The 21,256-nt window shown below is 69.5% G+C and carries 20 protein-coding genes and 1 pseudogene; 5 read left to right on the top strand and 16 right to left on the bottom strand.

Going from position 1 to position 21,256, the window contains the following annotated elements:
- The 7 genes and pseudogenes from AC5RVD_RS13580 to clpS form a co-directional block, all read right to left on the bottom strand.
- Window positions 1-565 (bottom strand): annotated as a pseudogene (locus AC5RVD_RS13580) (HNH endonuclease); the annotation flags it as partial.
- Between the two features lie 273 nt (window positions 566-838).
- A complete protein-coding gene (gene rdgB, locus AC5RVD_RS13575; RefSeq protein WP_494127200.1) occupies window positions 839-1,459 on the bottom strand; it encodes an RdgB/HAM1 family non-canonical purine NTP pyrophosphatase in 621 nt (206 codons plus the stop codon).
- A gap of 52 nt (window positions 1,460-1,511) precedes the next feature.
- Window positions 1,512-2,300: a ribonuclease PH gene (gene rph / locus AC5RVD_RS13570; protein WP_493979743.1), complete on the bottom strand. Its 789-nt coding sequence runs from the start codon at window positions 2,298-2,300 to the stop codon at window positions 1,512-1,514.
- A gap of 104 nt (window positions 2,301-2,404) precedes the next feature.
- Complete coding sequence (locus tag AC5RVD_RS13565; protein ID WP_494127196.1) at window positions 2,405-3,199, bottom strand: MBL fold metallo-hydrolase; 795 nt, start codon at window positions 3,197-3,199, stop codon at window positions 2,405-2,407.
- Window positions 3,196-4,152, bottom strand: coding sequence for a glutamate racemase (gene murI / locus AC5RVD_RS13560; protein WP_494127195.1), 957 nt, complete (start codon window positions 4,150-4,152; stop codon window positions 3,196-3,198). The genes AC5RVD_RS13565 and murI overlap by 4 nt, the downstream gene beginning before the upstream one ends.
- A 295-nt stretch (window positions 4,153-4,447) precedes the next feature.
- Window positions 4,448-5,023: a DUF2017 domain-containing protein gene (locus AC5RVD_RS13555; RefSeq protein WP_494127194.1), complete on the bottom strand. Its 576-nt coding sequence runs from the start codon at window positions 5,021-5,023 to the stop codon at window positions 4,448-4,450.
- Window positions 5,024-5,356, bottom strand: a complete 333-nt coding sequence (gene clpS, locus AC5RVD_RS13550; protein ID WP_494127193.1) for an ATP-dependent Clp protease adapter ClpS — start codon at window positions 5,354-5,356, stop codon at window positions 5,024-5,026.
- Between the two features lie 87 nt (window positions 5,357-5,443).
- On the opposite strand from clpS, the gene AC5RVD_RS13545 reads away from it, so the two are divergent.
- Window positions 5,444-6,775: a nicotinate phosphoribosyltransferase gene (locus AC5RVD_RS13545; RefSeq protein WP_494113791.1), complete on the top strand. Its 1,332-nt coding sequence runs from the start codon at window positions 5,444-5,446 to the stop codon at window positions 6,773-6,775.
- The gene (locus AC5RVD_RS13540) at window positions 6,772-7,389 is read left to right on the top strand and encodes an isochorismatase family protein (protein ID WP_494127192.1); all 618 of its coding nucleotides are present in this window, start codon (window positions 6,772-6,774) and stop codon (window positions 7,387-7,389) included. Before AC5RVD_RS13545 ends, AC5RVD_RS13540 begins: the two co-directional genes overlap by 4 nt.
- A 224-nt stretch (window positions 7,390-7,613) precedes the next feature.
- Here AC5RVD_RS13540 and AC5RVD_RS13535 read toward each other — a convergent pair whose 3' ends face one another.
- The 8 genes from AC5RVD_RS13535 to AC5RVD_RS13500 form a co-directional block, all read right to left on the bottom strand.
- Window positions 7,614-9,401, bottom strand: a complete 1,788-nt coding sequence (locus tag AC5RVD_RS13535; protein ID WP_494113793.1) for a DEAD/DEAH box helicase — start codon at window positions 9,399-9,401, stop codon at window positions 7,614-7,616.
- Entirely contained in the window at window positions 9,398-10,828 is a 1,431-nt protein-coding gene (locus AC5RVD_RS13530) for an MFS transporter (protein ID WP_494113794.1), read from the bottom strand. The genes AC5RVD_RS13535 and AC5RVD_RS13530 overlap by 4 nt, the downstream gene beginning before the upstream one ends.
- An 87-nt stretch (window positions 10,829-10,915) precedes the next feature.
- Complete coding sequence (locus AC5RVD_RS13525; RefSeq protein WP_493979734.1) at window positions 10,916-11,224, bottom strand: DUF3039 domain-containing protein; 309 nt, start codon at window positions 11,222-11,224, stop codon at window positions 10,916-10,918.
- 91 nt (window positions 11,225-11,315) lie between these two features.
- Entirely contained in the window at window positions 11,316-12,887 is a 1,572-nt protein-coding gene (locus AC5RVD_RS13520) for a transporter (protein WP_494127191.1), read from the bottom strand.
- Window positions 12,869-13,831 (bottom strand): ABC transporter ATP-binding protein, encoded by a 963-nt coding sequence (locus AC5RVD_RS13515; RefSeq protein ID WP_494127190.1) that lies wholly within the window; start codon window positions 13,829-13,831, stop codon window positions 12,869-12,871. The genes AC5RVD_RS13520 and AC5RVD_RS13515 overlap by 19 nt, the downstream gene beginning before the upstream one ends.
- 48 nt (window positions 13,832-13,879) lie before the next feature.
- Complete coding sequence (locus AC5RVD_RS13510) at window positions 13,880-14,992, bottom strand: NADH:flavin oxidoreductase/NADH oxidase (RefSeq protein WP_494127189.1); 1,113 nt, start codon at window positions 14,990-14,992, stop codon at window positions 13,880-13,882.
- Window positions 14,993-15,958 carry a tetratricopeptide repeat protein gene (locus AC5RVD_RS13505; RefSeq protein ID WP_494127188.1) on the bottom strand — a complete coding sequence of 322 codons (966 nt, stop codon included), beginning with the start codon at window positions 15,956-15,958 and terminating at the stop codon, window positions 14,993-14,995.
- Between the two features lie 78 nt (window positions 15,959-16,036).
- Window positions 16,037-17,824, bottom strand: a complete 1,788-nt coding sequence (locus AC5RVD_RS13500) for a DUF8094 domain-containing protein (protein WP_494127187.1) — start codon at window positions 17,822-17,824, stop codon at window positions 16,037-16,039.
- 321 nt (window positions 17,825-18,145) lie between these two features.
- Here AC5RVD_RS13500 and AC5RVD_RS13495 point away from each other — a divergent pair, with 321 nt between their 5' ends.
- Complete coding sequence (locus AC5RVD_RS13495; RefSeq protein ID WP_494127186.1) at window positions 18,146-19,462, top strand: AI-2E family transporter; 1,317 nt, start codon at window positions 18,146-18,148, stop codon at window positions 19,460-19,462.
- A gap of 8 nt (window positions 19,463-19,470) precedes the next feature.
- Here AC5RVD_RS13495 and AC5RVD_RS13490 read toward each other — a convergent pair whose 3' ends face one another.
- Complete coding sequence (locus tag AC5RVD_RS13490) at window positions 19,471-19,797, bottom strand: Rv1322 family protein (protein ID WP_493989258.1); 327 nt, start codon at window positions 19,795-19,797, stop codon at window positions 19,471-19,473.
- 158 nt (window positions 19,798-19,955) lie between these two features.
- On the opposite strand from AC5RVD_RS13490, the gene nucS reads away from it, so the two are divergent.
- Both nucS and AC5RVD_RS13480 read left to right on the top strand, forming a co-directional pair.
- Entirely contained in the window at window positions 19,956-20,651 is a 696-nt protein-coding gene (gene nucS, locus AC5RVD_RS13485; RefSeq protein WP_494113435.1) for an endonuclease NucS, read from the top strand.
- 310 nt (window positions 20,652-20,961) lie between these two features.
- Window positions 20,962-21,165, top strand: a complete 204-nt coding sequence (locus tag AC5RVD_RS13480; protein WP_136787594.1) for a cold-shock protein — start codon at window positions 20,962-20,964, stop codon at window positions 21,163-21,165.
- The last annotated feature ends 91 nt before the right edge of the window (window positions 21,166-21,256 follow it).

The following is a 21,256-nucleotide window of genomic DNA, read 5'->3' as shown; positions in this document are numbered from 1 at the left end:
GTTCCAGCCGGTAGGCGAGGCGTTTGGCTTCGGCCCGCAGCGCCCTGTTCCCGAGCCCGTGCAGCCGCTCCCGGTTCCCGGCCAGTTCCCGGTCCACGCGGGCGCGGTGCTCCGGGGACAGGCAAAGTGTTTCCTGGGCCAGGATCTCGGCCCGGTATTCGTTCAGGTGCCCCGCGGCGAGGGCGGCCAGGGTGTGCGGCATCTGCCCAACCAGGGTCCGGGACAGGTTCAGCAGGACCGCGGCCCGGTGCGGGGACTCGCGCCGGGCCAACCCGATCTGGGCGGAAACCCCGGCGCCCTGCCGGTCTTTGGGGATCCCGGCGGCGGCCCGGCGGGCAAGCACGGACTTCTCCAGCGCGACCTGGACCCTGGCCTGCGCGGCCGCGGCGGCAGCCTTCAGGCCCTCCAGCGCCGTGAGCTCTTCGACCAGTTCCGGGTCCGGCGCATCCAGATCGATGCCCTCCAAGGCAACGGCGGCGGCATGAACGGCGGCAGACCCGACCGGACCCGCGGCAGCGGCGGGCGGTCCTGCGGCGGGAGGTTCGGATACTGCCGGATCAAACATCTCAGCGTCTCAATCTTCAGCATGCGTACTGCATGGCCTCGACTACGAGCGGTCACGAACCCTGAACGGATCCGCGGACGCCACCGGCAAACCCACACCCGGCGGCCAACGTTGGTGCTGAACTGCTACTGAAAACAGACTATGCGCCGCCACTGACAGTTTCGGAGGACGCAGCAACCGCCACCGAAAGCATCAGGCCGCAGGTATTGAGTCGGCGACAAGCCGCCGGTCCAGTACCGCGCGTCTAGGCCGAACCGGACGCGGCCCCGGTGATTAGGGCTCCTGGTCGAGTGCCGCCACTATGTGGGGCAGCAGGGCGCGGAACGCCTGGCCGCGGTGGCTGACGGCGTTCTTTTCCTCCGGCCGCAGTTCGGCACAGCTGCGGTCCATCCCGGCCGGCTGCAGGATGGGGTCGTAGCCAAATCCGCCGGAGCCGCGCGGTTCGGCCAGCAGGGCACCCTCCAGCCGGCCCTCCTCGACGGCTTCGAGACGCGGCGACACAACGCTTGCTGCGCAGACGAACGCGGCGCCGCGATGCTCAGGCGCGATATCGGACAATTGGTTCAAGAGCAGGCGCAGGTTCGCTTCGTCGTCGCCATGTTTTCCGGCCCAGCGGGCCGAGAAGATGCCGGGCGCCCCGCCGAGTACGTCAACCGCCAGGCCCGAGTCATCGGCCACCGCGACCAGTCCGGTGGCTTCGGCGACGGCGCGTGCCTTCAGCAGGGAGTTCTCGGCGAAGGTCAATCCGGTTTCGGGTACGTCAGGAACCCCGGCCGTGGCCGCGTCAATCACCTGCGTATCCACGTCCAGCCCCGGTATCTGGCCGCGCAGCAGTTCGCGCAGTTCACGCAGCTTTCCCTGGTTGCGGGTGGCCAGGACCAGCCGGGGTTTGATCTCCGGCCCGGCGGCAGGCGCCCCGCCGCGCCCGGTGCCTGCTGCCCCGGCGTCAGCCACGGATGACTTCTCCCAGCGTCTCGGCCAGTGTGTCCCGCTGGATCTGGGCCAACTGGGCCGTGCCGGCGAGCGCCAGGTCCAGCAGCGCGTCGAGTTCCGCACGGTCGAATGGCGCGCCCTCTGCGGTGCCCTGGACTTCCACGAACTGGCCGGATCCGGTGACCACGACGTTCATGTCCGTTTCCGCGCGAACGTCCTCGACGTAGGGCAGGTCCAGCATCGGCACGCCGTCGATGATGCCGACGCTCACGGCGGCGACGGTATCGGTCAGCGGCCGGGCGGATCGGGCGATCAGCTTCTGCTCTTTCGCCCAGTGCAATGCGTCGGCAAGGGCCACGAAGGCCCCGGTGATGGCCGCGGTGCGCGTGCCGCCGTCGGCCTGGAGCACGTCGCAGTCCAAGACGATGGTGTTCTCCCCCAGCGCCTTGGTGTCGATCACCGAGCGCAGCGAGCGGCCGATCAGCCGGGAAATTTCGTGGGTGCGGCCGCCGATCTTGCCTTTGACGGATTCGCGGTCGGAACGGGTGTTGGTGGCGCGGGGAAGCATCGCGTATTCGGCCGTGACCCAGCCGCGTCCTTCGCCCTTCAGCCAACGCGGAACGCCCGCCGTCACCGATGCGGTGCAGAGCACGCGGGTGTTGCCGAACTCGATCAGCGCCGACCCTTCGGCCTGGTTGGACCAGCCGCGCGTGATGCTGATCGGACGCAACTGTTCGGGTGTCCGGCCGTCGGCTCGGGCGGCGGCAGCGGGCATGGCGGAACCGGGATCAACGTCAATCATGGGTCCACCCTATCGGCTCGCAGCGGCCGCAGCCGCTCACGCGTCGTCGTGCACGGCGGCTCTCAGCCGCTCAGGCGTCGTCGCGCACGACGCCTCTCAGCCGCTCAGACGACGTAGCTCACACCGGCGACCGCCACGGCCAGGTCGCCGACGTAGGTTTCGCGGGCCTCGTTGACGGTGCGCACCGAGTCGTTCCAGACGGGCAGGTGGGTCAGCAGGAGCCGCCGGACCTGGGCATCGGTGGCGGCGGCGCCGGCCCGCTTTCCGGTGAGGTGCACGCCGTCGACGCCGTCGTCGCGGCCTTCGTGGAAGGCGGCCTCGCACAGGAACATGTCCGCGCCGAAGGCCGCCTCGACCAGTTCGGGGCAGCTGTCGGTGTCCCCCGAGTAGGCGAGCACCCGCGTGACCGGCCCCTCGGGGGTGGGCTCCGTAGCCTCGACCCGGATGGCGTAGGCCTCCTCGACCGGGTGCCGCACCGGATAGGGGGTGATGGTGAACGGGCCCAGCTTCACCGGCTCCCGTTCCGCCCAGAGGTGGAAATCGAACTCCTCTTTCATGCCGGGATCCAACTCCAGCCCGTAGGCAGTGGCCATGCGGTCCGCCGTGGCCGCCGGGCCCCACACGGGGATGCGCCCCTTGGTCCAGCCGTCGGGATTCCAGCGCACCGCCACGTGCAGGCCGCACAGGTCCATGCAGTGGTCCGGGTGCAGGTGGCTCAGGAAGACGGCGTCAATGTCCTCCAACGCCATGTAGCGTTGCGCGGTGCCCAGGGCACCGTTGCCCAGGTCCAGCAGGATACGCCAGGTCCGCTCGCCGTCGTCGGCGCTGACCAGATAGCACGAGGCCGGGGACAGCGGCCCGGGAAACGAGCCGCTGCAGCCGATGATGGTCAGGTTCATGCCCGCTCCCCCAGGTTGTACTGCCCCGACGCACCGGCAAACGGCGATATTTTCGGGCCCGCCTGCCCCTCGGCGCGTGCGGCGGCAATCATCTCGGGGGTGATCCTGGCCATGCTGCCGGTGGGATAGTGCGCGGCCACGTGGTCCACATGCTCCACGGCGATCACCTCCGGCCCCAGGAACCGGCGCGCCAACACCTCGAAGGACGCGGCGTCACCGGTGGCAATAAAGTGGTGCTGGCCCGGCGTCCCTTCCGGCCGCAGCAGATCGTGGGAAACCAGCGACCGGTACACGTCCTTGGCCGTCTCTTCCGCGCTCGAAACCAGCGTCACGCCGTCGCCCATGACATAGGAGATCACGCCGGTCAGGAGCGGATAGTGCGTACAGCCGAGCACCAGCGTGTCCACGTCGGCACGCCTGAGCGGAGCCAGGTACTCCTCGGCGGTGGCCAACAACTCCTGGCCCGCGGTGACACCTGCTTCCACGTATTCCACGAAGCGGGGACAGGCCACGGAGGTCACATCGAGGTGCGGTGCGGCGGCGAAGGTGTCCTCGTAGGCGCGGGAACCGACGGTGGCCGACGTGCCGATCACGCCGATCCTGCCGCTCCGCGTGGAGGCGACGGCGCGGCGGACGGCCGGCTGGATCACCTCGATCACCGGAATGCCGTAGCGGGCGGTGTAGCGCTCCCGGGCGTCGCGCAGGACGGCGGCGGAAGCGGAGTTGCAGGCGATCACGAGGAGCTTCACGCCGGCGTCCACCAGTTCATCCATCACGCCCAGCGCATTTGCCCGCACCTCGGCAATCGGCAGCGGACCGTAGGGCCCGTTGGCGGTGTCGCCAACGTACAGGATGGACTCGTTGGGCAGCTGGTCTATCACTGCGCGGGCCACGGTCAGCCCGCCCACCCCGGAATCAAAGATGCCGATCGGAGCTGCGGGTTGGATCAACATCGGGATGTCACTGCCTTCCAGGCTCATATTTCTCTAGAGGATAAGGCGTCGGCGTGCGCTTGGGCGAACTTCAGCGCGGCTTCTGTTAGCCATCTCACAGTGCTTCCCCCGCCGACGGCGGCCTCCCGGCCCGGGCACCGCAGGGCTTAGGCACGCGGAGCCTGCGGCCCCCTCCACGGCGGCCCGGCGGAACCCCGCCCCGGGTTCGAGGGAAACCCTGAGGCCCGTCCGCGGGGTTGCCCGTCGGGGGCACTGCCTCGGGTTCGAGTCAGTTAGAGACGCGCCGCGGCACTGCTCAGCGGTGGCCGCCTGACGCGTGCCCCAGCCCGTCCAGCAGTGCCTGCATCAGGGTCTCCTGGAGCCAGGTCATGAAGTTGTAGACCAACGCCAGGTAGGTTTCCAGGTCCTCGGCCTGGGACCAGTCGTCGATCTCATGCAGGGCCTGGGCGTCCTCGTCGGTGCGGATTTCCAGCCGCTCGGCCAGCACCAGGCGGACGTCGTTCACGGCACGGGCGAACAGCCGGGCCTGCTCGTCGGTGAGGTGCAGCGGCGTCTGCTCAAGCAGCAGCGCGCTGGCGCGCAGCGCCCCGAGCTTGTCCTCCCGCAGCGAGCGTTCGGTGAGTTTGCGGAACTCCAGCGCCTCGCCGTCGTCGTGCTCCACCGCATCCGGCAGCAGCCGCAGCAGCGCTGGGTCCCGGGGTTTGGCGGCATCCATGTCCAAGCCCACCATCGCGGCCAGGGGATCCTCGTCCTGCCGGTCGACCTCCAGCATGGCGACGACGTCCCCGAACAGCTTCCGGATCAGGTCCCGCTCGGCGGGCTCAAGGTAGCCGGTGATTCCCTTGCGCGTGTGCTTGAATGCCTTGGCCATCTACGCCTGGTCCGCCTTCTGGTACGTGGCCCACAGGCCGAACGAATGCATCGCCACGGTGTCCCGCTCGGCCTGCTCGCGGCTGCCCGTCGCCACCACCGACCTGCCCTGCTGGTGCACCTCGAGCATCAGCTTGCGGGCTTTGGTTTCCGAATAGCCGAAATAGCTTTGGAAGACATAGCTGACGTAGCTCATCAGGTTGACCGGATCGTTCCACACGATGACGACCCACGGGGTGTCCTTGGCCGTAAGTTCGGCGGATTCCGTCCGGCGGGACGTCTCGATATCCGCGTCCAGCACGGTTGTGCAGGAGGGAAGGATGCTCACGGTCATGGCTTCCATTGTAGGCAGGGCGTGCCAAGAGAGCCCGACGGCGGCGCGGATCTACTCAGACGGCGAAACAGGATTAGAGTCGGGGATGTGAACAATGCAGCAGGCTGGACGCATCCCAGCACCTCCCTGTACACCGACCATTACGAGCTGACCATGCTCCAGGCCGCCCTGCATTCCGGCGCGGCCCACCGGCGTTCGGTCTTCGAGGCGTTCGCCCGGCGGCTGCCGGAAGGACGCCGGTACGGCGTGGTGGCCGGAACCGGCCGGATTTTGGAGGGCCTGGAACACTTCACGTTCTCCGAGGACCAGCTGGATTTCCTGGCCCGCACGGACGTGGTGGACGCGCGCACCATCGACTGGCTGGCCGATTTCCGTTTCTCCGGCGACATCTACGGCTATGCCGAGGGCGAGGCCTACTTCCCGTATTCGCCGATCCTGGTGGTGGAGTCGAGCTTTGCCGAAGCGTGCGTCCTGGAGACCTTCATCTTGTCCGTGCTGAACCACGACAGCGCCATCGCCTCGGCGGCCTCTCGGATGACCGGCGCGGCCGGCAGCCGGCCCTGCATCGAGATGGGGTCCCGGCGCACGCACGAGGAGTCGGCCGTGGCAGCTGCCCGGGCCGCGGTGATCGGCGGCTTCTCCAGCACCTCAAACCTGGAAGCCGGCTACCGATACGGCGTCAAGACGGTGGGAACCGCCGCCCATTCCTTCACCCTGCTGCATGACACCGAACAGCAGGCCTTCGAAGCGCAGCTGGCGTCGCTGGGTGTGGGTACCACCCTGCTGGCGGACACGTACGACGTCGAGACCGCCGTCCGTACTGCCGTTGACCTGGCGGGTCCGGGGCTGGGTGGCGTGCGGCTGGATTCCGGCGACCTGATCGCCCAGGCCCAGTGGGTGCGCCAGTTGCTGGACGACCTGGGCAACCACCACACCCGCATCACCGTCACCTCGGACCTGGACGAATACGCGATCGCTGCCCTCGCCTCGGCTCCGGTGGACTCCTACGGCGTCGGCACCGCGCTGGTCACCGGATCCGGCGCGCCCACCGCCAGCATGGTCTACAAGCTGGTCAGCCGCGAGGGCAGCAACGGCGAGCAGGTGTCGGTGGCGAAGGCGTCGAAGAACAAGATTTCCGTAGGCGGACGCAAATACGCGCTGCGCCGGCTGGACGAGCACGGGGCCGCCACGGCCGAGGTGGTCGGCATTGGCCACCGGCCCTTCGACGACGGCAACGACCGGCCGCTGCTGCAGCAGTTCGTCACCAACGGCAAGCTGGCGGACGGCTGGACCGGCGCCGAAGGCGTCCGCCGCGCCGCTGAACGCCACACCGCTTCCATGGCCGAGCTGCCCGGCGCCGTGAACCGGCTGCAGCGCGGCGAGGCCGCCATTCCCACCGAATTCGAGGAGCAGTCATGACACGCGCACTGATCATCGTCGACGTCCAGAACGACTTCTGCGAGGGAGGTGCCCTGGCCGTCGAAGGCGGAGCGAAAACTGCCGCCGACATCAGCGAGCACTTGGAGACCCGGCCGGATGAGTACGACGTCGTGATCGCGACGCAGGACTGGCACGTGGATCCGGGCGGCCACTTCTCCGACGCGCCGGACTTCGTGGACAGCTGGCCGCGGCACTGCGTCGCCGGGACGCGCGGGGCGGACCTGCATCCCGACCTGGACACCGACCGGATCGACGCCTACTTCCGCAAGGGCCAGTACGACGCCGGCTACTCCGGCTTCGACGGCCTGCTGGCACCGGCGGACGAGGTGGCCACCGGTGAACGCGAGGGCGACGAGGAGGAAGAAGACACCGATATGCCCAGCCTGGACGACTGGCTGCAGGAGCACGGGGTGGATGAGGTGGTGGTGGCCGGGCTGGCAACCGACTATTGCGTCCGCCAGACCGCCCTCGATGCCGTCCAGGCCGGGTACGCCACCGCCGTGAACCTGGCGCTGTCGGCGGGAATCAACGCCGGACGCGTCGAGAAGACCCTGGCCGAGTTCAGCGACTACGGCATCGACGTCATCGAGTAGCCGGGCGGGCTGCGCCGGAAGCGCACGAAACCTCGCTCGTTTCGCGTGCGTCGGGAACCTCTGCCCTCCGCGCGTGAGGAGGTTCGCTCCCATGTTTATCCGTAACTTCCCATGTCTTGGCGCCACTCGCGGCGCTGACTAGGGGAAACGCTCGAGCTACCGCCAAAACATGGGAGCGGGCGCCGGGTCGGCGCGCCAACGTGGTGTCTTGGCTGCGCGGCCGGTTACTTCCGGCCGATGAACCAGTCCTGGAGCTTCTTCAGGCGCTTGTTCAGCTGCTCCTCGTTGGCCTGGGCTACGGGCGGGCCGCCGCAGACCCGGCGCAGCTCGGAGTGGACCACGCCGTGCGGCATGCCGGAGCGCGCCGACCAGGCGGAAACGTTCTTGGCCAGCTGGTTGCGCAGTTCGGTCAGCTGCCGGTGGTCAACCACGGCCGGGGCCGGCTCGGGTTCCACGGCTCCGCCGGAACGCTTGCGCTTGCGCGACTGCTGTTCCTGCTGGCGCTGGCGCAGCAGCATGCCCACCTGCTCCGCGTCCAGCAGCCCCGGGATGCCCAGGAAGTCCAGTTCCTCTTCGCTGCCGAGCTCTCCCCCGGTACCGAACTCGGCGCCGTCGAACAGCACCCGGTCGAAGGACGCCTGGGAGTCCAGCGCTTCGAACTTCTGCTTGGTCAGCTCGTCCGATGCCTTCTCTTCCCGGTTGGCCTGCTCCATCAGGGCCTCTTCGGGAATGAAGCCCTCGTCGTTGTCCTTGTCCGGCCGGTCCAGCGCGTGGTCGCGCTCCAGCTCCATCTGGTTCGCCAGTTCCATCAGGTTCGGCACCGACGGAAGGAACACGGACGCCGTCTCGCCGCGCTTCCGTGCGCGCACGAAGCGGCCCACCGCCTGCGCGAAGAACAGCGGGGTAGCCGTCGAGGTGGCATACACGCCGACCGACAGCCGGGGCACGTCCACGCCTTCGGAGACCATGCGGACGGCGACCATCCAGCGGCTGTCCCCGGCGGAGAAAGCCTCGATCTTTTCGGAGGCACCGGCGTCGTCCGAAAGGATGACGGTGGCGGATTCCCCGGTGATCTTCTTCAGCTGGCCGGCGTAGGCGCGCGCGTCCTCGTGGTCGGTGGCGATCACCAGCCCGCCGGCGTCGGGCACCGCCCGGCGTACCTCGGTCAGCCGCTTGTCGGCCGCCGCCAGCACCGACGGGATCCATTGCCCCTGCGGGTTCAGCGCCGTGCGCCAGGCCTGCGCCGTGATGTCCTTGGTGACGGCGGCCTCGCCGAGCGACGCCGCGTACTCGTCCCCCGAGCTGGTGCGCCAGCGCATCTGCCCGGAGTACGCCATGAACATCACCGGGCGCACCACGTGGTCGCGCAGGGCGCTGCCGTAGCCGTAGGTGTAGTCGGCCCGCGAGCGGCGGATGCCGTCCTTGTCCTCGGCGTATTCCACGAACGGGATCGCCGCCGTATCCGAGCGGAACGGGGTGCCGGTCAGCGCCAGGCGCCGGGCCGCGGGTTCGAAGGCCTCGCGGATGCCGTCGCCCCAGCTGAGGGCGTCGCCGCCGTGGTGGATCTCGTCAAGGATCACCAGCGTCTTGGCGGCCTCGGTCTTGGCCCGGTGCAAAAGCGGCTTCATGGCCACCTGCGCGTACGTGACGGCGACGCCGATGAAGTCGCGGCCGTGCGAACCGTCCGAGTTCTTGAAGTTCGGATCGATGGCCAGCCCCACCCGCGCCGCGGCGTCGGCCCACTGGCGCTTGAGGTGGTCGGTCGGGGCCACGACGGTGATCCGGTTGACGATCCCCCGTTCCACCAGCTCGGTGGCCACGCGCAGCGCGAAGGTGGTCTTGCCCGCGCCGGGGGTAGCCACGGCCAGGAAGTCCTGCGGGGCCATCTCGAAGTACTTCTGCAGGGCCTCGGCCTGCCATTGGCGCAGTTTGGGGGCGGTGCCCCAGGCGGCGCGTTCCGGGTAAGCCGGCGGCAGCACCGGTCCGGCGCCGAATAGTGTGTCGTTGCTCATTTGCTGGCCTCCTCCCGTTGTTCCTGCCCGTTCTCAATCCGTTCCGCGCTGCGCCAGCCGGTGGCAATCCCGCCCGCCGCCACCACGGCCAGCACCAACCAGATCACCACGTAGACGCCGACCGAGCCCGGGTTGTCCGGATCCCGCAGCAGGGCGAACAATCCGCCCGCCCCGGCGGTACCCACCACGCCACCCAGCTGGTCGGCCAGCTGCAGCGACGCGGAGTTCCGTCCGCGCTCCTGGGGTGCGGACAGCTTCAGCACCATCACCGACGTGGTGGACAACGCCATTCCCATCGAGAACCCGGCCAGCGCCCAGACGACGATGAGCGCCCCGAGCGGCACCGACGGTGCGGACACCAGCGCCATCAGCCCCATGCAGGCGGTCAGGATGCCGGATCCGATCACCAGCAGCCGGTGCCGCGCGGCCTCAACGCGTGCCTGCAGCCAGGAGCCAATGCTCCAGCCGACCGCACCGGCCGTCAGGGCCAATCCCGCGGTCGCCGGCGAGACGCCGTGGGCCGCCACCAGCATCAGCGGGATGAACGCCTCGGCGCCGAAAAACGCCAGGTTGATCAGTCCGCGGGTGGCGATCACGCTGGGCAGCCCGCGGCGCAGCCGCAGGGTGCCCGGCGGCATCAGCTTGGGCAGGGCCACCAGCGCCAGCACCACGCCGCCGGCCGCCAGCACGTACAGCAGCACCAGCTTCCCGGCGGGCCCGCCGGCGACCGCTTCGAACAGGGCCCACTGGGCCAGGAACACGCCGCCGGCCAGCAGCAGGCCGCGCACGGCCTGCAGGCGCCCGCCGCGTTTGTCCGTGGTCGGGTTCTCCGGGGCTCCCACGCTCCCGGTCTGCGGCCAGATGACCAGCACGGCCAGCAGGAAGATCGGCGCCACGCCGTAGAACACCAGGCGCCAGGAAAGGTACTGGGCGACGACGCCGGCGGCCAGCGGCCCCACCAGCGACGGCAGCACCCAGGCCGCGGCCAGCCAGCCGAAGACCACCGGCTGCAGCCGCTGCGGATAGACCTGCCCGATGATCACGTAGACGGCCACGATCGCGAAGCCGCCGCCCAGCCCGGCCACGGCCCGGCCCGCGGTGAAGATCCAGAATTCCCCCGCCACCCCGGACAGGACGAGGCCGGCGACCATCAGCACCAGCCCAGCGGCGAGCGCCGGGCGCGGCCCCTTGGCGTCGCACCAGACCCCTGCCACCACGCTGGCCAGCAGCGAAGCGGTCAGGAACATGGAGAACGCCAGCCCGTAGGCGGACTTTCCGTCCAGGTCGGCCGCCACCACCGGCATCGCCGTCGCCACCGCCACCGCCTCGAACGCCGCCAGCGTGATCACCGTCAGCAGGCCGATGGTCAGCGGCCGGTAGGCAGCCGACATGGCGCCGGGCGCGCGGACGGCAGTGGATTCGGGCATCAAGGAACCAGGGCTAGCTTTCTTTGCAGGCAGGAGTCAGCGCGGCGGGCACCGGACGCGCCCGCGCGCGTGGAGGGGGAACGGTTGCTACTTCTTCTTACCGGAATCGTCGCCGCCGGGGCGCAGGCCCTCGTAGATGGCCTTGCAGTCCGGGCATACCGGGAACTTATTCGGGTCGCGGCCGGGCACCCACACCTTGCCGCACAGGGCGATCACGGGTTCGCCGGACAGCGCCGACTCCATGATCTTTTCCTTGCGGACGTAGTGCGCAAAGCGTTCGCGGTCACCGGGCTCAAGCTCTTCGCGGAGTTCTTCACGCTCGATCGTCGCGGTGGACCCGCCCGGGGTCTGCGGCGCGCGGGGGTCGTTTTCGAAAGGATCCGGAGGAAGACTCATGCCACCCATCTTAACCCCTGAAACAGGAACGACGACGGCGGAGCCCGGCTCCCCCGTCGTCGTCGCCCGCCGCTGCGGCCGGGTTTGTGTGCTATTTGTTTTTGGCCACGGCCTGGAGGAGTTCCGGCGTCCGGCGGTCGTACCAGCGGCCGCCCAGCTCGATGCCGACCACCAGCAGGACCGCGCCGAGCACGAGGCCGACCACCAGCGCCAGCCAGCCCCACAGCGCGTCGCCGGTGAAGACACCGATCAACGCCAGCACCAGCTCCGGCAGCGAGAGCAGCACCAGCACGCCGAGGCCGCCGAGCTGGACCACCATCATCCGGGCGGTCGACCCGGGCGGGGTCTTGAACGGGCTCTCCCCCGGCAGCGGCACGTTGTAGGTGTAACGGGCCGAGACCAGGCTGGACAGGCCCAGGCCGGTCAGCAGCACGCCGAGGGCGACGCCGGAAACGGGCGGCAGCAGGTGCCACCCGCCGATGAAAACGAACGGCAGCACGGTCAGCACGGCGGTGGCCGGCAGCGCGATCACCGCGCAGGCCGCGGCCCGGCCTATCCGGTCGGCCCGCCCGCTCACCCCGGTGGTGACGTGCAGCGCGAACGCCGTGTTGTCGTAGGCGATGTCCGCCGCGATGCCAAAAGACAGCAGGAAGGCGATCATCGGGCCCAGCCACAGCATGAAGGTGAAGTCGCCGGTTTGCGCGAGGCCGAAGAAGACCGCCACCGGAATCAGCGGAATGGATACCAGCGACGCCCCGTAGCGGGGATCCTTGAACCAGTAGATGAGCGCGCGCGCCGCCACGGCTCCTGCCGGGGTGCCGGGCATCCGCGAGAACCAGCCCAGCCGGCCGCCCGCCTTCCGGGACACGGCGTTGTACGGCGGCGTGACCAGCGCACGGGCCAGGCTGAGCTTCCAGAGCCAGGCCAGCACGGCCAGGAAGGCTACCGCGATGAGCAGCCGGGCCCCGGCCGAGCCCCAGTTGCCCAGGGCCAGATCGCCCGGCACAGCCCAGACCGCGCCCAGCGGCGACCAGGCCAGGCCCTCCGTCAGGGCCGGCAGGAAGTCCTGTGAGCTGCGGAAACCCTCGACGATGCCGACCATGATCGGTCCCAGCAGCACCAGCGGGATGATGCCGATGACGCCGCTGAGGTCCTTGAACCGGCGCGAGCTGGCCAACGTCGTGGACGCCGACGTCGTCACGCGGGAGAGCACCACGCAGGTCAGCGTTGCGATCAGGGCGCACACGACGGCGGCCACGAGCGCCGCCGGGTGTTGCCACCATGCGGCCGCGTGTCCGAGCGCGGCCACCAGCGTCACCACTCCCGGGATACCGACCAGCCCGCCAATGGCGAGCCCGAGCAGCAGCTGGCGCATCGGCACGGCATAGGTCACGAACCTGGCCGGGTCCAGTGTCATGTCGACGCCGGTGGCCATCATCGGGATCAGTGCCCAGCCCAGGAAGGCCGCGGAGCCGCCCAGCACCACCACCATGCGCGCCATGTCCGGCTCCGTGTGGCTGAGGAAGAACAGCCCGGAAATCAGCAGGCCCAGCATGCCGACCGCGTACAGGCCGCCGAGGATCACGCCGACCAGTTGCCACGGGCTGCGTTTGAAGCCGTTGCGCAGCAGCGCCAGCTTCAGCCTTACGAGGTGCGCAACCACTCGAGCCCCTCCGCCTGGGTCCGCCCGCCGACCAGCTGCACGAAGCGCTCTTCGAGGCTGGCACCGGCGCGCACATCGTCCACGGTGCCGGCGGCCAGCACGTTGCCGCCGGCGATCACTGCCACGTGGTCGCACATGCGCTGGACCAGGTCCATGACGTGGCTGGAGACGATCACCGTGCCCCCGGAGTCCACGTAGTCGTGCAGGATGTCGCGGATGTTTGCCGCGGAGATCGGGTCTACTGCCTCGAACGGTTCGTCCAGCACCAGCAGCTTCGGCGCATGGATCAGTGCGGTGGCCAGGGCGACCTTCTTCGTCATGCCGGCGGAATAGTCCACCACCAGGGTGCCCGCGTCGTTGGTCAGGTCCATGGCCCGCAGCAGGTCCGGTACGCGCGCGGCCACGGTCTCCCGGTCCATGCCCCGCAGCAGCCCGGCGTAGGTGACCAGCTGTTCGCCGGTCAGCCGGTCGAACAGCCGGACGCCGTCGGGCAGCACGCCCATCAGTCGCTTGGCCTTGAGCGGCTCGGCCCAGACGTCCACGCCGTGCACCCACACCTGGCCGTAATCCGGCCGCAGCAGCCCGGTGGCCATGGAGAGCGAGGTGGTCTTGCCGGCCCCGTTCGGCCCCACCAGACCGTAAAAGGACCCGGCGGGCACGTCCAGGTTGACGCCGTTGACGGCGATCTTCTCACCGAAGCGCTTGGCCAGGCCGCGCACCGCCAAGGCGCGAACGGGAGCCTGGGCGGGTACGGCAGCCGGCGCCGAGGCGAGGTCTCCGGGCGCGGGCGGGGTTCCCGGCGAGGTCCCGTGCGGGGCGCCGTCGCCCGGTACCGCGGTTCCCGGCGGGCTCCCGTGCGGGGCCCCGTCGGCCGGTACCGGTACCGCGCCGTTGTTCTGCTCGTCCGGCTGCTGGACCGGAGGTTGTGATGGGTGCGAAGTCATGTGTCCACGCTAACAACCGGGGGTTCACCGGGACGTCATCCCCAAGGACTAATATTTCTCCGTCACGGCGGCACGCTCGTATTGCGGCGCCCAGTCCAGTTCGTGGCCCAGTTCGACGGCGGCGCGCTGCCACCAGTGCGGGTCCCGCAGCGCCGCCCGGGCGAGCAGTACCGCGTCCGCCGAGCCCTCCGTGATGATGGAGTCGGCCTGCGCGGCCGTGGTAATGAGTCCGACGGCGCCGGTCGGGATGCCGGCCTGGCGCCGGATGGCGGCCGCGAAGGGCACCTGGTACCCCGGCTGCAGCGGGATCTTCGCCCCGTGCACCGCGCCGCCGCTGGAGACATCGACCAGGTCCACTCCCCGGGCTGCCGCCTGTTCCACCACGTCGGCCACGGCCTCCGGTTCCAGCCCGCCGTCCGACCAGTCGGAGGCGGAGACGCGGAGCAGCAGCGGCATGGCGTCCGGGATGACGCCGCGGACAGCCTCCACCACTTCCAGCAGCAGCCGGGCACGCTTGGCGGCCGTACCGCCCCAGCCGTCGGTCCGGGTGTTGACCAGCGGCGAGAGGAACTGGTGCAGCAGGTAGCCGTGGGCGGCATGGATCTCCATGGTGTCGAAGCCGGCCCAGACGGCACGGGCCGCCGCGTCGCGGAAGTCTGCGATGACCTGCCGGATGCCGGCCTCGTCCAGGGCGTCCGGCGCCGCGTAGCGTCCAAAGGCCTCACCCGTGGGGCCCACGGTCCGCCACCCGCCTGCGGCAGGCGGCACGGAGCCGGATTCCGGGGCGAAGGGCGCGTAGGTCGACGCCTTGCGCCCGGCATGGGCCAACTGGATCCCGATCCTGGTGTCCGCCGAGCCGTAGCGGTGCACGAACTCCGTGATCCTGCCCCACGCCTGGGCCTGCTCGTCCGTCCAGATGCCGGTGTCCTCGGGACTGATCCGGCCGGTGGCGTTTACCGCGGTCGCCTCGGTGAGGATCAGCGCGGCCCCGCCGGCAGCGAACTGTCCCAGGTGCATCAGGTGCCAGTCGTTCGGCGTTCCGGGCGCATCCTCGCGCCGCACCGAGTACTGGCACATCGGCGCCACCCACCCGCGGTGCCTGAGCTGCAACCCGCGCAGTCTCAGCGGCTCGAAGAGGCCGCCGGCCACAGCCTGCGCCATTTAGAAGAGCGCCCTGGCCAAGGCCTGGCGTGCCTTGGATACCCGCGGGTCGGTGGCTCCCACCACGTCGAACAGCTCCACGAGGCGTGCCCGGGCGGCCTCCCGTTCATCCCCTGCATGGCGGCTGATGAAACCCACCAGGCGGGCGAAGGCGTCCTCCACATGGCCGCCCGAAACGTCCAGGTCGGCGACGGCCAGCTGGGCCTGCAGGTCGTCGGGCCGGTCGGCGGCAGCGGCGCGCAGCCCGGCCGCATCGGCCCCCTGAAGCCGCTGCAGCAACTGGACCTGGTACAGGCCGGTACGGGCCTCGTCGTCCGCCGGCTGTTCGGCCAGGGCCTTCTGGTACGCCGCGGCGGCACGATCGAAGTCGCCGGCCTCGATGGCGTCGAACGCTTCCTGGTGCAGCGGCGGCAGCGGCTTCTCTTCCTCGGCCGGAGCGTCCCCGGCTCCGGGGGCCGTGCCGGTCACGCCGTTGGCCTGGGCCACCTTGAGCAGTTCATTGACGAACTGCCGCAGCTCGTCGGCCGTGGCGGCCCCCTGGAACAGCGGGATCGGCTGCCCTTTCAGGAGGGCGACGGCGGCGGGCACGCTCTGCAGCTGGAAGGCCTGTGCGATGCCGGGACTGGCATCGACGTCTACCCGGGCCAGCACAAAGCGGCCGGCGAACTCGTTCGCGACCTCCGCCATGGCGGAGGCCAGCTGCTGCGCCATATCGCTCCACGACGCGGTCAGTTCCACGATCACGGGGACCTGTGCGGACAACTGGACGAGCGCCTGGAAGCTCTGCTCGTTGACCTCGACGATGTAGCCCGGTGCTTCGCCTTCGCCCGCTGCCGGCGCCCCGGCGGCCGGGGCCGGCATGCCTCCTGCCGGCGGCTGCGGCTTTTTCAGCGCGGACAGGTCGACGGCGCCGCGGAGGCTGACGGAAGACGGCGCGGGGCCCTGTCCTGGAGTTGGAGTGGTCATGACATCACACTAATACGTCTCGGTCGGCGTCCGGAATTTCCCGACCGGGCCGGCGGCGCGGCCCGGTCGGGCGCGGACCTACTTCAGCTCGGCGTCCACCAGGCCCTGGGCAACGCCCACCAACGTGAGCCGGTCCTCGGAGCCGGCCGGCGGCACGTACAGGAAGACGGACTCACCGTAGGTCACGTCCACGCCCTCCGTGGTGGAGTCATCCCCGGCCAGCGCCGCGAACTCGGGCGAGAGTTCCACCGTGGCACCGGCTTCGGCCGGCAGGCTGCTCATCACCGACTCCATGTGTCCGAACACTACGGCGCCGCCGTCGGCGGTGCCCAGCGCACGCAACGAGCCGTCGTCGACGCTGCGGCTGAAGGAGATGTCGGCGTTTTCGTTGGACTTGACCTGGTCTTTCTGGAACGCCTGGATCTGCTCGGAGAAGGTGTTCTTTCCGATCGCGTCCTTGTGCTTGCCGTCGTCGAGATTCTCGGCGACCATTTTCACGGCCGCCTGCGGCGAGTGCAGCAGGCCTTCCTCGGCGTCCGGCGCCACGGCCGGTGTTCCGCCGCTCTCGGTGGAGACCTGCGGGAAAGTGGTGCCCGGCAGCATCTGGAGCGCGCCCACCATCCGGTAGTTCGAGCGCGGATCCTGCTGCACCAGCACGATCACCTGCGGCACCGGATTGTCCTCGCCCTCCGTGACCGTCACGACCGTCCGCGGCCACTCGGCACTCGTGCTGACCATCGAGGTCAGGATCGGCCCGGCGGCCACCGGAACGGGAGCCGCCGCCTCGCCGTTTTCAGCCCGCACCTTGTAGTTGGCCTCGCGGACGGTCAGGGCGGCCCCGGCGACCCGCGGCTTCAGCTTGCCGGAGTCCTGCGCCGAGTCGGCATCCGAGACTGCCGCGGCCACGGAATCCATAATCCGGGTCAATTGGCCCTCCAGCACCACCGGGTGGCCGGCGGCTTCGCCGGCGTCCTGGGAGGGAGCCGGAGACGCGGCCTGGGCGGGAAGCACCGCGCCGGACGCCAGGACCATGGCCGCACCCGCCGCGGCGGCGGCGCGCAGGCCCAGCTTCGGGCGGACCATCAGGGAACGGCGGCCCGCCGACCGGTCGCCCTCTTCGGGCTTTTCCAGGCCGGCGCCTCCGGGCACGGCCTGGCCGGAACGTTCGGCCGGGACGCTGCGGCCCGGCTGTGCCAGCGCCGCCGTTTCCGGGCCGCCTGCGTTCGGCCGGCCGCTTCCGCCCCGAGGGTCGGAGTCGTCGCCGGGGACGGGCCGGTTCGGACGGCGGGACACCACGGCCATCGCCACCCCGAGCACCAGCAGCAGGGCGCCGATGATCATCAAGGCCAGCGACCACGGCACGGAGGTGTCGTTCGGCCAGGTGACGGTCACCGTGGTCGGCGCCGGCTCGGTGCCGTCCGCGGCCAGCAGGATGGACCACTCGCCGTCGGCCGGGGCCACCCACCGGTGCTCCAGGCTGCCCTCGGCCTGCTGCTGGCTCACCCAGAGGTCGGATCCGGCCGGGTTCGGCACTTTGGCCTCACCCTCGGTCACGGTCCCCTGCAGCTGCCCGTCCTCGATGCCGGTCAGGGAGGTGTGCGCTGCCTCTCCGACCCAGGCCTCAACGTCGCCCGCGCGGCCGATGGCCAGCAGGAACTCGCCGTCGGCCTCCACTGACACGTCCACTTCTTCTTCGTGGACACCGAAGACTTCCGGCTCAATGACGGTCACGGGGGCGGTTGCATCGGCTGCCGTGTAGGTGGCCGATGCGCGCTCGGGCGGTGCCCAGACGGTCCGCTGGGCGATGCCCAGCGCGATGGCCAGCAGGCCGATCACCATCAGGGCCACTGAAATCTTAAAACGCACAAAAATACCAATCGTCGATCGCTGCAGGAAGGAAGGGCCGCAGGGACGCCCAAGCCTTCAGGGGCCGGCAGGGTGCCCGCCATCGGTCATGCTTTATAACCCTATGGTAACGAACCCTTTCCGCCGCCCGTGCGCGGCCGGATTACTCCGTCCGCCGCGGGCAACCTTTTGCCCTTTTGCCGCCGTCATCCGATGCCACACCATACCGGACTGGTAGTCTTTCGCTCAGAATTGCCCCTATCCTGCGCCGTTGTTGCTTAGAGCGCGACGAGCGCGCCCGCCCGTTGCTTCAGCGGCTGCAGGCGGAAGAGAGGATGCTGCGTGAGCGAACACCGGGATGCTCCCACGCCCGCGGGCGGCAACGGATCGCCGGCCGAGGGCCTGCCGGCTGACGTCGATGCACCCGTGCCGGATCCTGCCGCGGCGCCGGCGTCACCCGCTTCGGCGCCGGTCATGGCGGCGCGCCGGCATGCGGTCCTGGGCGCCCTCGGGCGCATCGGGGCGTCCATGCCCCGGGCCCGGCCGCGCGTCCGCTTCCAAATGCCGCCCGAGGACGACTCACCCGCCGCCGCCCGCGACGGGCGCGTCAGCACCGACTTCTCCCCCGCCCGGCACCCGATCCATTTCGGATTCATGGCAACGGTCGGCGTCGGTTTCGCGCTGCTGCTCTACTTCGTGCTCACCAACGTCGGTGAATTGCTGGCGTGGATCGCGGCGGCGCTCTTCATTGCCTTGGGGCTCGATCCGATCGTCCGCTGGCTGGAAAGCAAGGGGCTGCCGCGTCCGGCCGGCGTCATCATTGTGGTGCTGATCCTGGCCGGGTTGATCGCGGCGTTCATCTCCACGCTGATCCCGACCATCGTCAACCAGACCACCCAGATCGTGGCCAACGCTCCCCGCTATGTCGAGGACATCCTGAACTCGGCCTTCTTCCAGACCATTGATGAGCAGTTCCAGGTCCGGGAGCGCATCGACATCGAGCTGGAGAGGTTCTTTGCCAGTTCGGAGAACGTCACGGGGATCTTCGGCGGCGTCCTCGGCGTCGGCAGCGCCGTCCTCCAGGGCGCGTTCGGGGCACTGATCGTGCTGGTGCTCACGCTGTACTTCCTGGCGTCGCTTCCGGCGCTGAAGGTCTGGGCCTACCGGCTGGCCCCGCGGTCCAAGCGGCGGCAGGTGCAGCGCCTGTCTGAAGAGATCACCGGCAGCGTGGGCAGCTATGTGATCGGCCAGGCCTGCGTGGCGCTGATCAACGCGGCGGTGGCATTCATCGCCATGACCATTGCGCAGGTGCCGTTCACCGCCCTGCTGACCTTCGTCGTCGGCCTGCTGGCCTTCATCCCGCTGATCGGCGCCGTGATTGCCGGCGTGTTCGTCTCGCTGGTTGCCCTGACCGTTGGCTGGCAGCCGGCGGTGCTGTTCGCCATCATCTACTTTGCCTACCTGCAGATCGAGGCGTACTTCGTGTCGCCGCGCATCATGCAGCGCGCGGTGGCCGTGCCCGGGGCCGTGGCGGTGATTGCCGTGATTGCCGGCGGTTCGCTGATGGGTGTGCTGGGCGCGCTGATGGCGATTCCGGCCGCGGCATCGGTGATGCTGCTGCTGAAGGACGTCTTCATCGTCCGACAGGACCGGAACTGACGGAACGGTCAGCGGTAGCGGAAACTGCGGGTCTGCCAGCAGCGCGGATGCCAGTGCCGCCGCTCGGCCAGCGCCGTCTCGCCACCGAACAACGAGTCGGCTTGCCAGGCGACCAGGTGCTCGATGCCCGGTCCGATCGTCCGGTTGCAGCCCGGGCAGGTGTACTCCTTGGCGGCGTTCGGCGGGGTGATCCGCCGCACGTTCCATTCGCCGTCGGGCGCGTTCTGGCGCTCCGGGATGCCCGCGCGGGCGCGGTCCAGGTCCAGCTCGTTGGCCCGCGTCCACTTGCTGCTGCCCGTGCCTGAGCGGCGGCGCGGGCGGTTAGAACGGGGCATGCCACCATTCTGCCCCACCGGCGCGGCCCGGACCGAACCACGCCCGTCCGCACTTGAGCCGGGACGGTCCAGAGGTGCCGGGCGGCCCAGCCAAGTTCCGGACGGCCCAGACATGTGCCGGACCGACCACGCACCGGGCACCGGTAAAGTGGCCTACTGTGCGTCTTGTCATTGCCCGTTGCTCCGTTGACTACATCGGCCGCCTCCGCGCCCACCTGCCGCTGGCCACCCGCCTGCTGATGGTGAAGGCGGACGGCTCCGTCCTGATCCATTCCGACGGCGGTTCCTACAAGCCGCTCAACTGGATGAGCCCGCCGGCCAATCTCCGGGTGGCGGAGCCGGAGGCCGACGACGCCGACTCGGGCGTCCAGGAAGTCTGGCACGTCCAGCACGCCAAGAGCGACGACCGCCTGGTGATCAGCATCCACGAGCACCTGCACGAATACAGCCACGATCTGGGCGTCGACCCGGGGCTGGTCAAGGACGGCGTGGAGGCCGACCTGCAGCGCCTGCTGGCCGAACAGATCCACCGGCTCGGTCCCGGCCACACGCTGGTGCGGCGGGAATACATGACGGCGATCGGCCCCGTGGACATCCTGGCCCGCAACGCCGACGGGGGCACCGTGGCCGTCGAGCTCAAGCGGCGCGGCGACATCGACGGCGTGGAACAGTTGACCCGCTACCTGGAGTTGCTCAACCGCGATCCACTGCTGGCTCCGGTCAAGGGGATTTTCGCGGCCCAGCAGATCAAGCCGCAGGCGCGGGTGCTCGCCACCGACCGGGGCATCGAATGCCTGACCCTGGACTACGACGAGATGCGCGGCGTGGACGACGCCGAATCCCGCCTGTTCTGACGCCCCGGGAGTCGCAAAACAACGCGCGCTTCCTGCAGGCCGGCGCTTCCGGCCCGGCACTTAACCGCGGATCGAACTCTTCCTTAATAAAAGATTGAATTGTCCTTTGTACCGTTGACCGCCCATGGGGCTTATGTGATGCTTAACTCAGTCTTTGTGTAGGTGTGGTTTTCATGCTCGCAAGACGTGTTGCGAGTGTGAAGCTCCGCGGCGTCCGGCCCGCAGGCCGTGTCGTTTGGATCTTCCACGGAGTAACCGGGTTGGTACGAGGTGTGCCGGCTTGTTTTTGTTCCACGATGAGGAGATTTAAATGGCACAGGGGACCGTTAAGTGGTTTAACGCGGAAAAGGGCTTCGGCTTCATCACACCGGATGAGGCCGACGGCGACGTCTTCGTTCACTACTCTGAAATCCAGTCGGGCGGATTCAAGACCCTCGACGAAAACCAGCGCGTGAGCTTCGAGATTGGCCAGGGAGCCAAGGGCCCGCAGGCCACCGGCGTCACCGTCATCTAGCCGCTTACGCCTAGCGGAGCGGGGCCGTCCACGCCACCGCACCGTACGCAGAACCCCTCCGATGCTTTCGGAGGGGTTCTTCTTTTCCGGC

It is taken from the genome of Arthrobacter sp. THG-b23, assembly GCF_059091265.1.
Note: the sequence above shows the minus strand (reverse complement) of the source record. Positions and strands in the feature narration are given on the sequence as shown.

Coding starts and splice junctions, on each gene's coding strand:
- rph (WP_493979743.1), bottom strand. CDS start 2,300: ATGATTGACGTTGATCCCGGTTCCGCCATGCCCGCTGCCGCCGCCCGA.
- AC5RVD_RS13565 (WP_494127196.1), bottom strand. CDS start 3,199: ATGAACCTGACCATCATCGGCTGCAGCGGCTCGTTTCCCGGGCCGCTG.
- murI (WP_494127195.1), bottom strand. CDS start 4,152: ATGTTGATCCAACCCGCAGCTCCGATCGGCATCTTTGATTCCGGGGTG.
- AC5RVD_RS13555 (WP_494127194.1), bottom strand. CDS start 5,023: ATGGCCAAGGCATTCAAGCACACGCGCAAGGGAATCACCGGCTACCTT.
- clpS (WP_494127193.1), bottom strand. CDS start 5,356: ATGACCGTGAGCATCCTTCCCTCCTGCACAACCGTGCTGGACGCGGAT.
- AC5RVD_RS13540 (WP_494127192.1), top strand. CDS start 6,772: ATGACACGCGCACTGATCATCGTCGACGTCCAGAACGACTTCTGCGAG.
- AC5RVD_RS13535 (WP_494113793.1), bottom strand. CDS start 9,401: ATGAGCAACGACACACTATTCGGCGCCGGACCGGTGCTGCCGCCGGCT.
- AC5RVD_RS13530 (WP_494113794.1), bottom strand. CDS start 10,828: ATGCCCGAATCCACTGCCGTCCGCGCGCCCGGCGCCATGTCGGCTGCC.
- AC5RVD_RS13525 (WP_493979734.1), bottom strand. CDS start 11,224: ATGAGTCTTCCTCCGGATCCTTTCGAAAACGACCCCCGCGCGCCGCAG.
- AC5RVD_RS13515 (WP_494127190.1), bottom strand. CDS start 13,831: ATGACTTCGCACCCATCACAACCTCCGGTCCAGCAGCCGGACGAGCAG.
- AC5RVD_RS13510 (WP_494127189.1), bottom strand. CDS start 14,992: ATGGCGCAGGCTGTGGCCGGCGGCCTCTTCGAGCCGCTGAGACTGCGC.
- AC5RVD_RS13505 (WP_494127188.1), bottom strand. CDS start 15,958: ATGACCACTCCAACTCCAGGACAGGGCCCCGCGCCGTCTTCCGTCAGC.
- AC5RVD_RS13490 (WP_493989258.1), bottom strand. CDS start 19,797: ATGCCCCGTTCTAACCGCCCGCGCCGCCGCTCAGGCACGGGCAGCAGC.
- AC5RVD_RS13480 (WP_136787594.1), top strand. CDS start 20,962: ATGGCACAGGGGACCGTTAAGTGGTTTAACGCGGAAAAGGGCTTCGGC.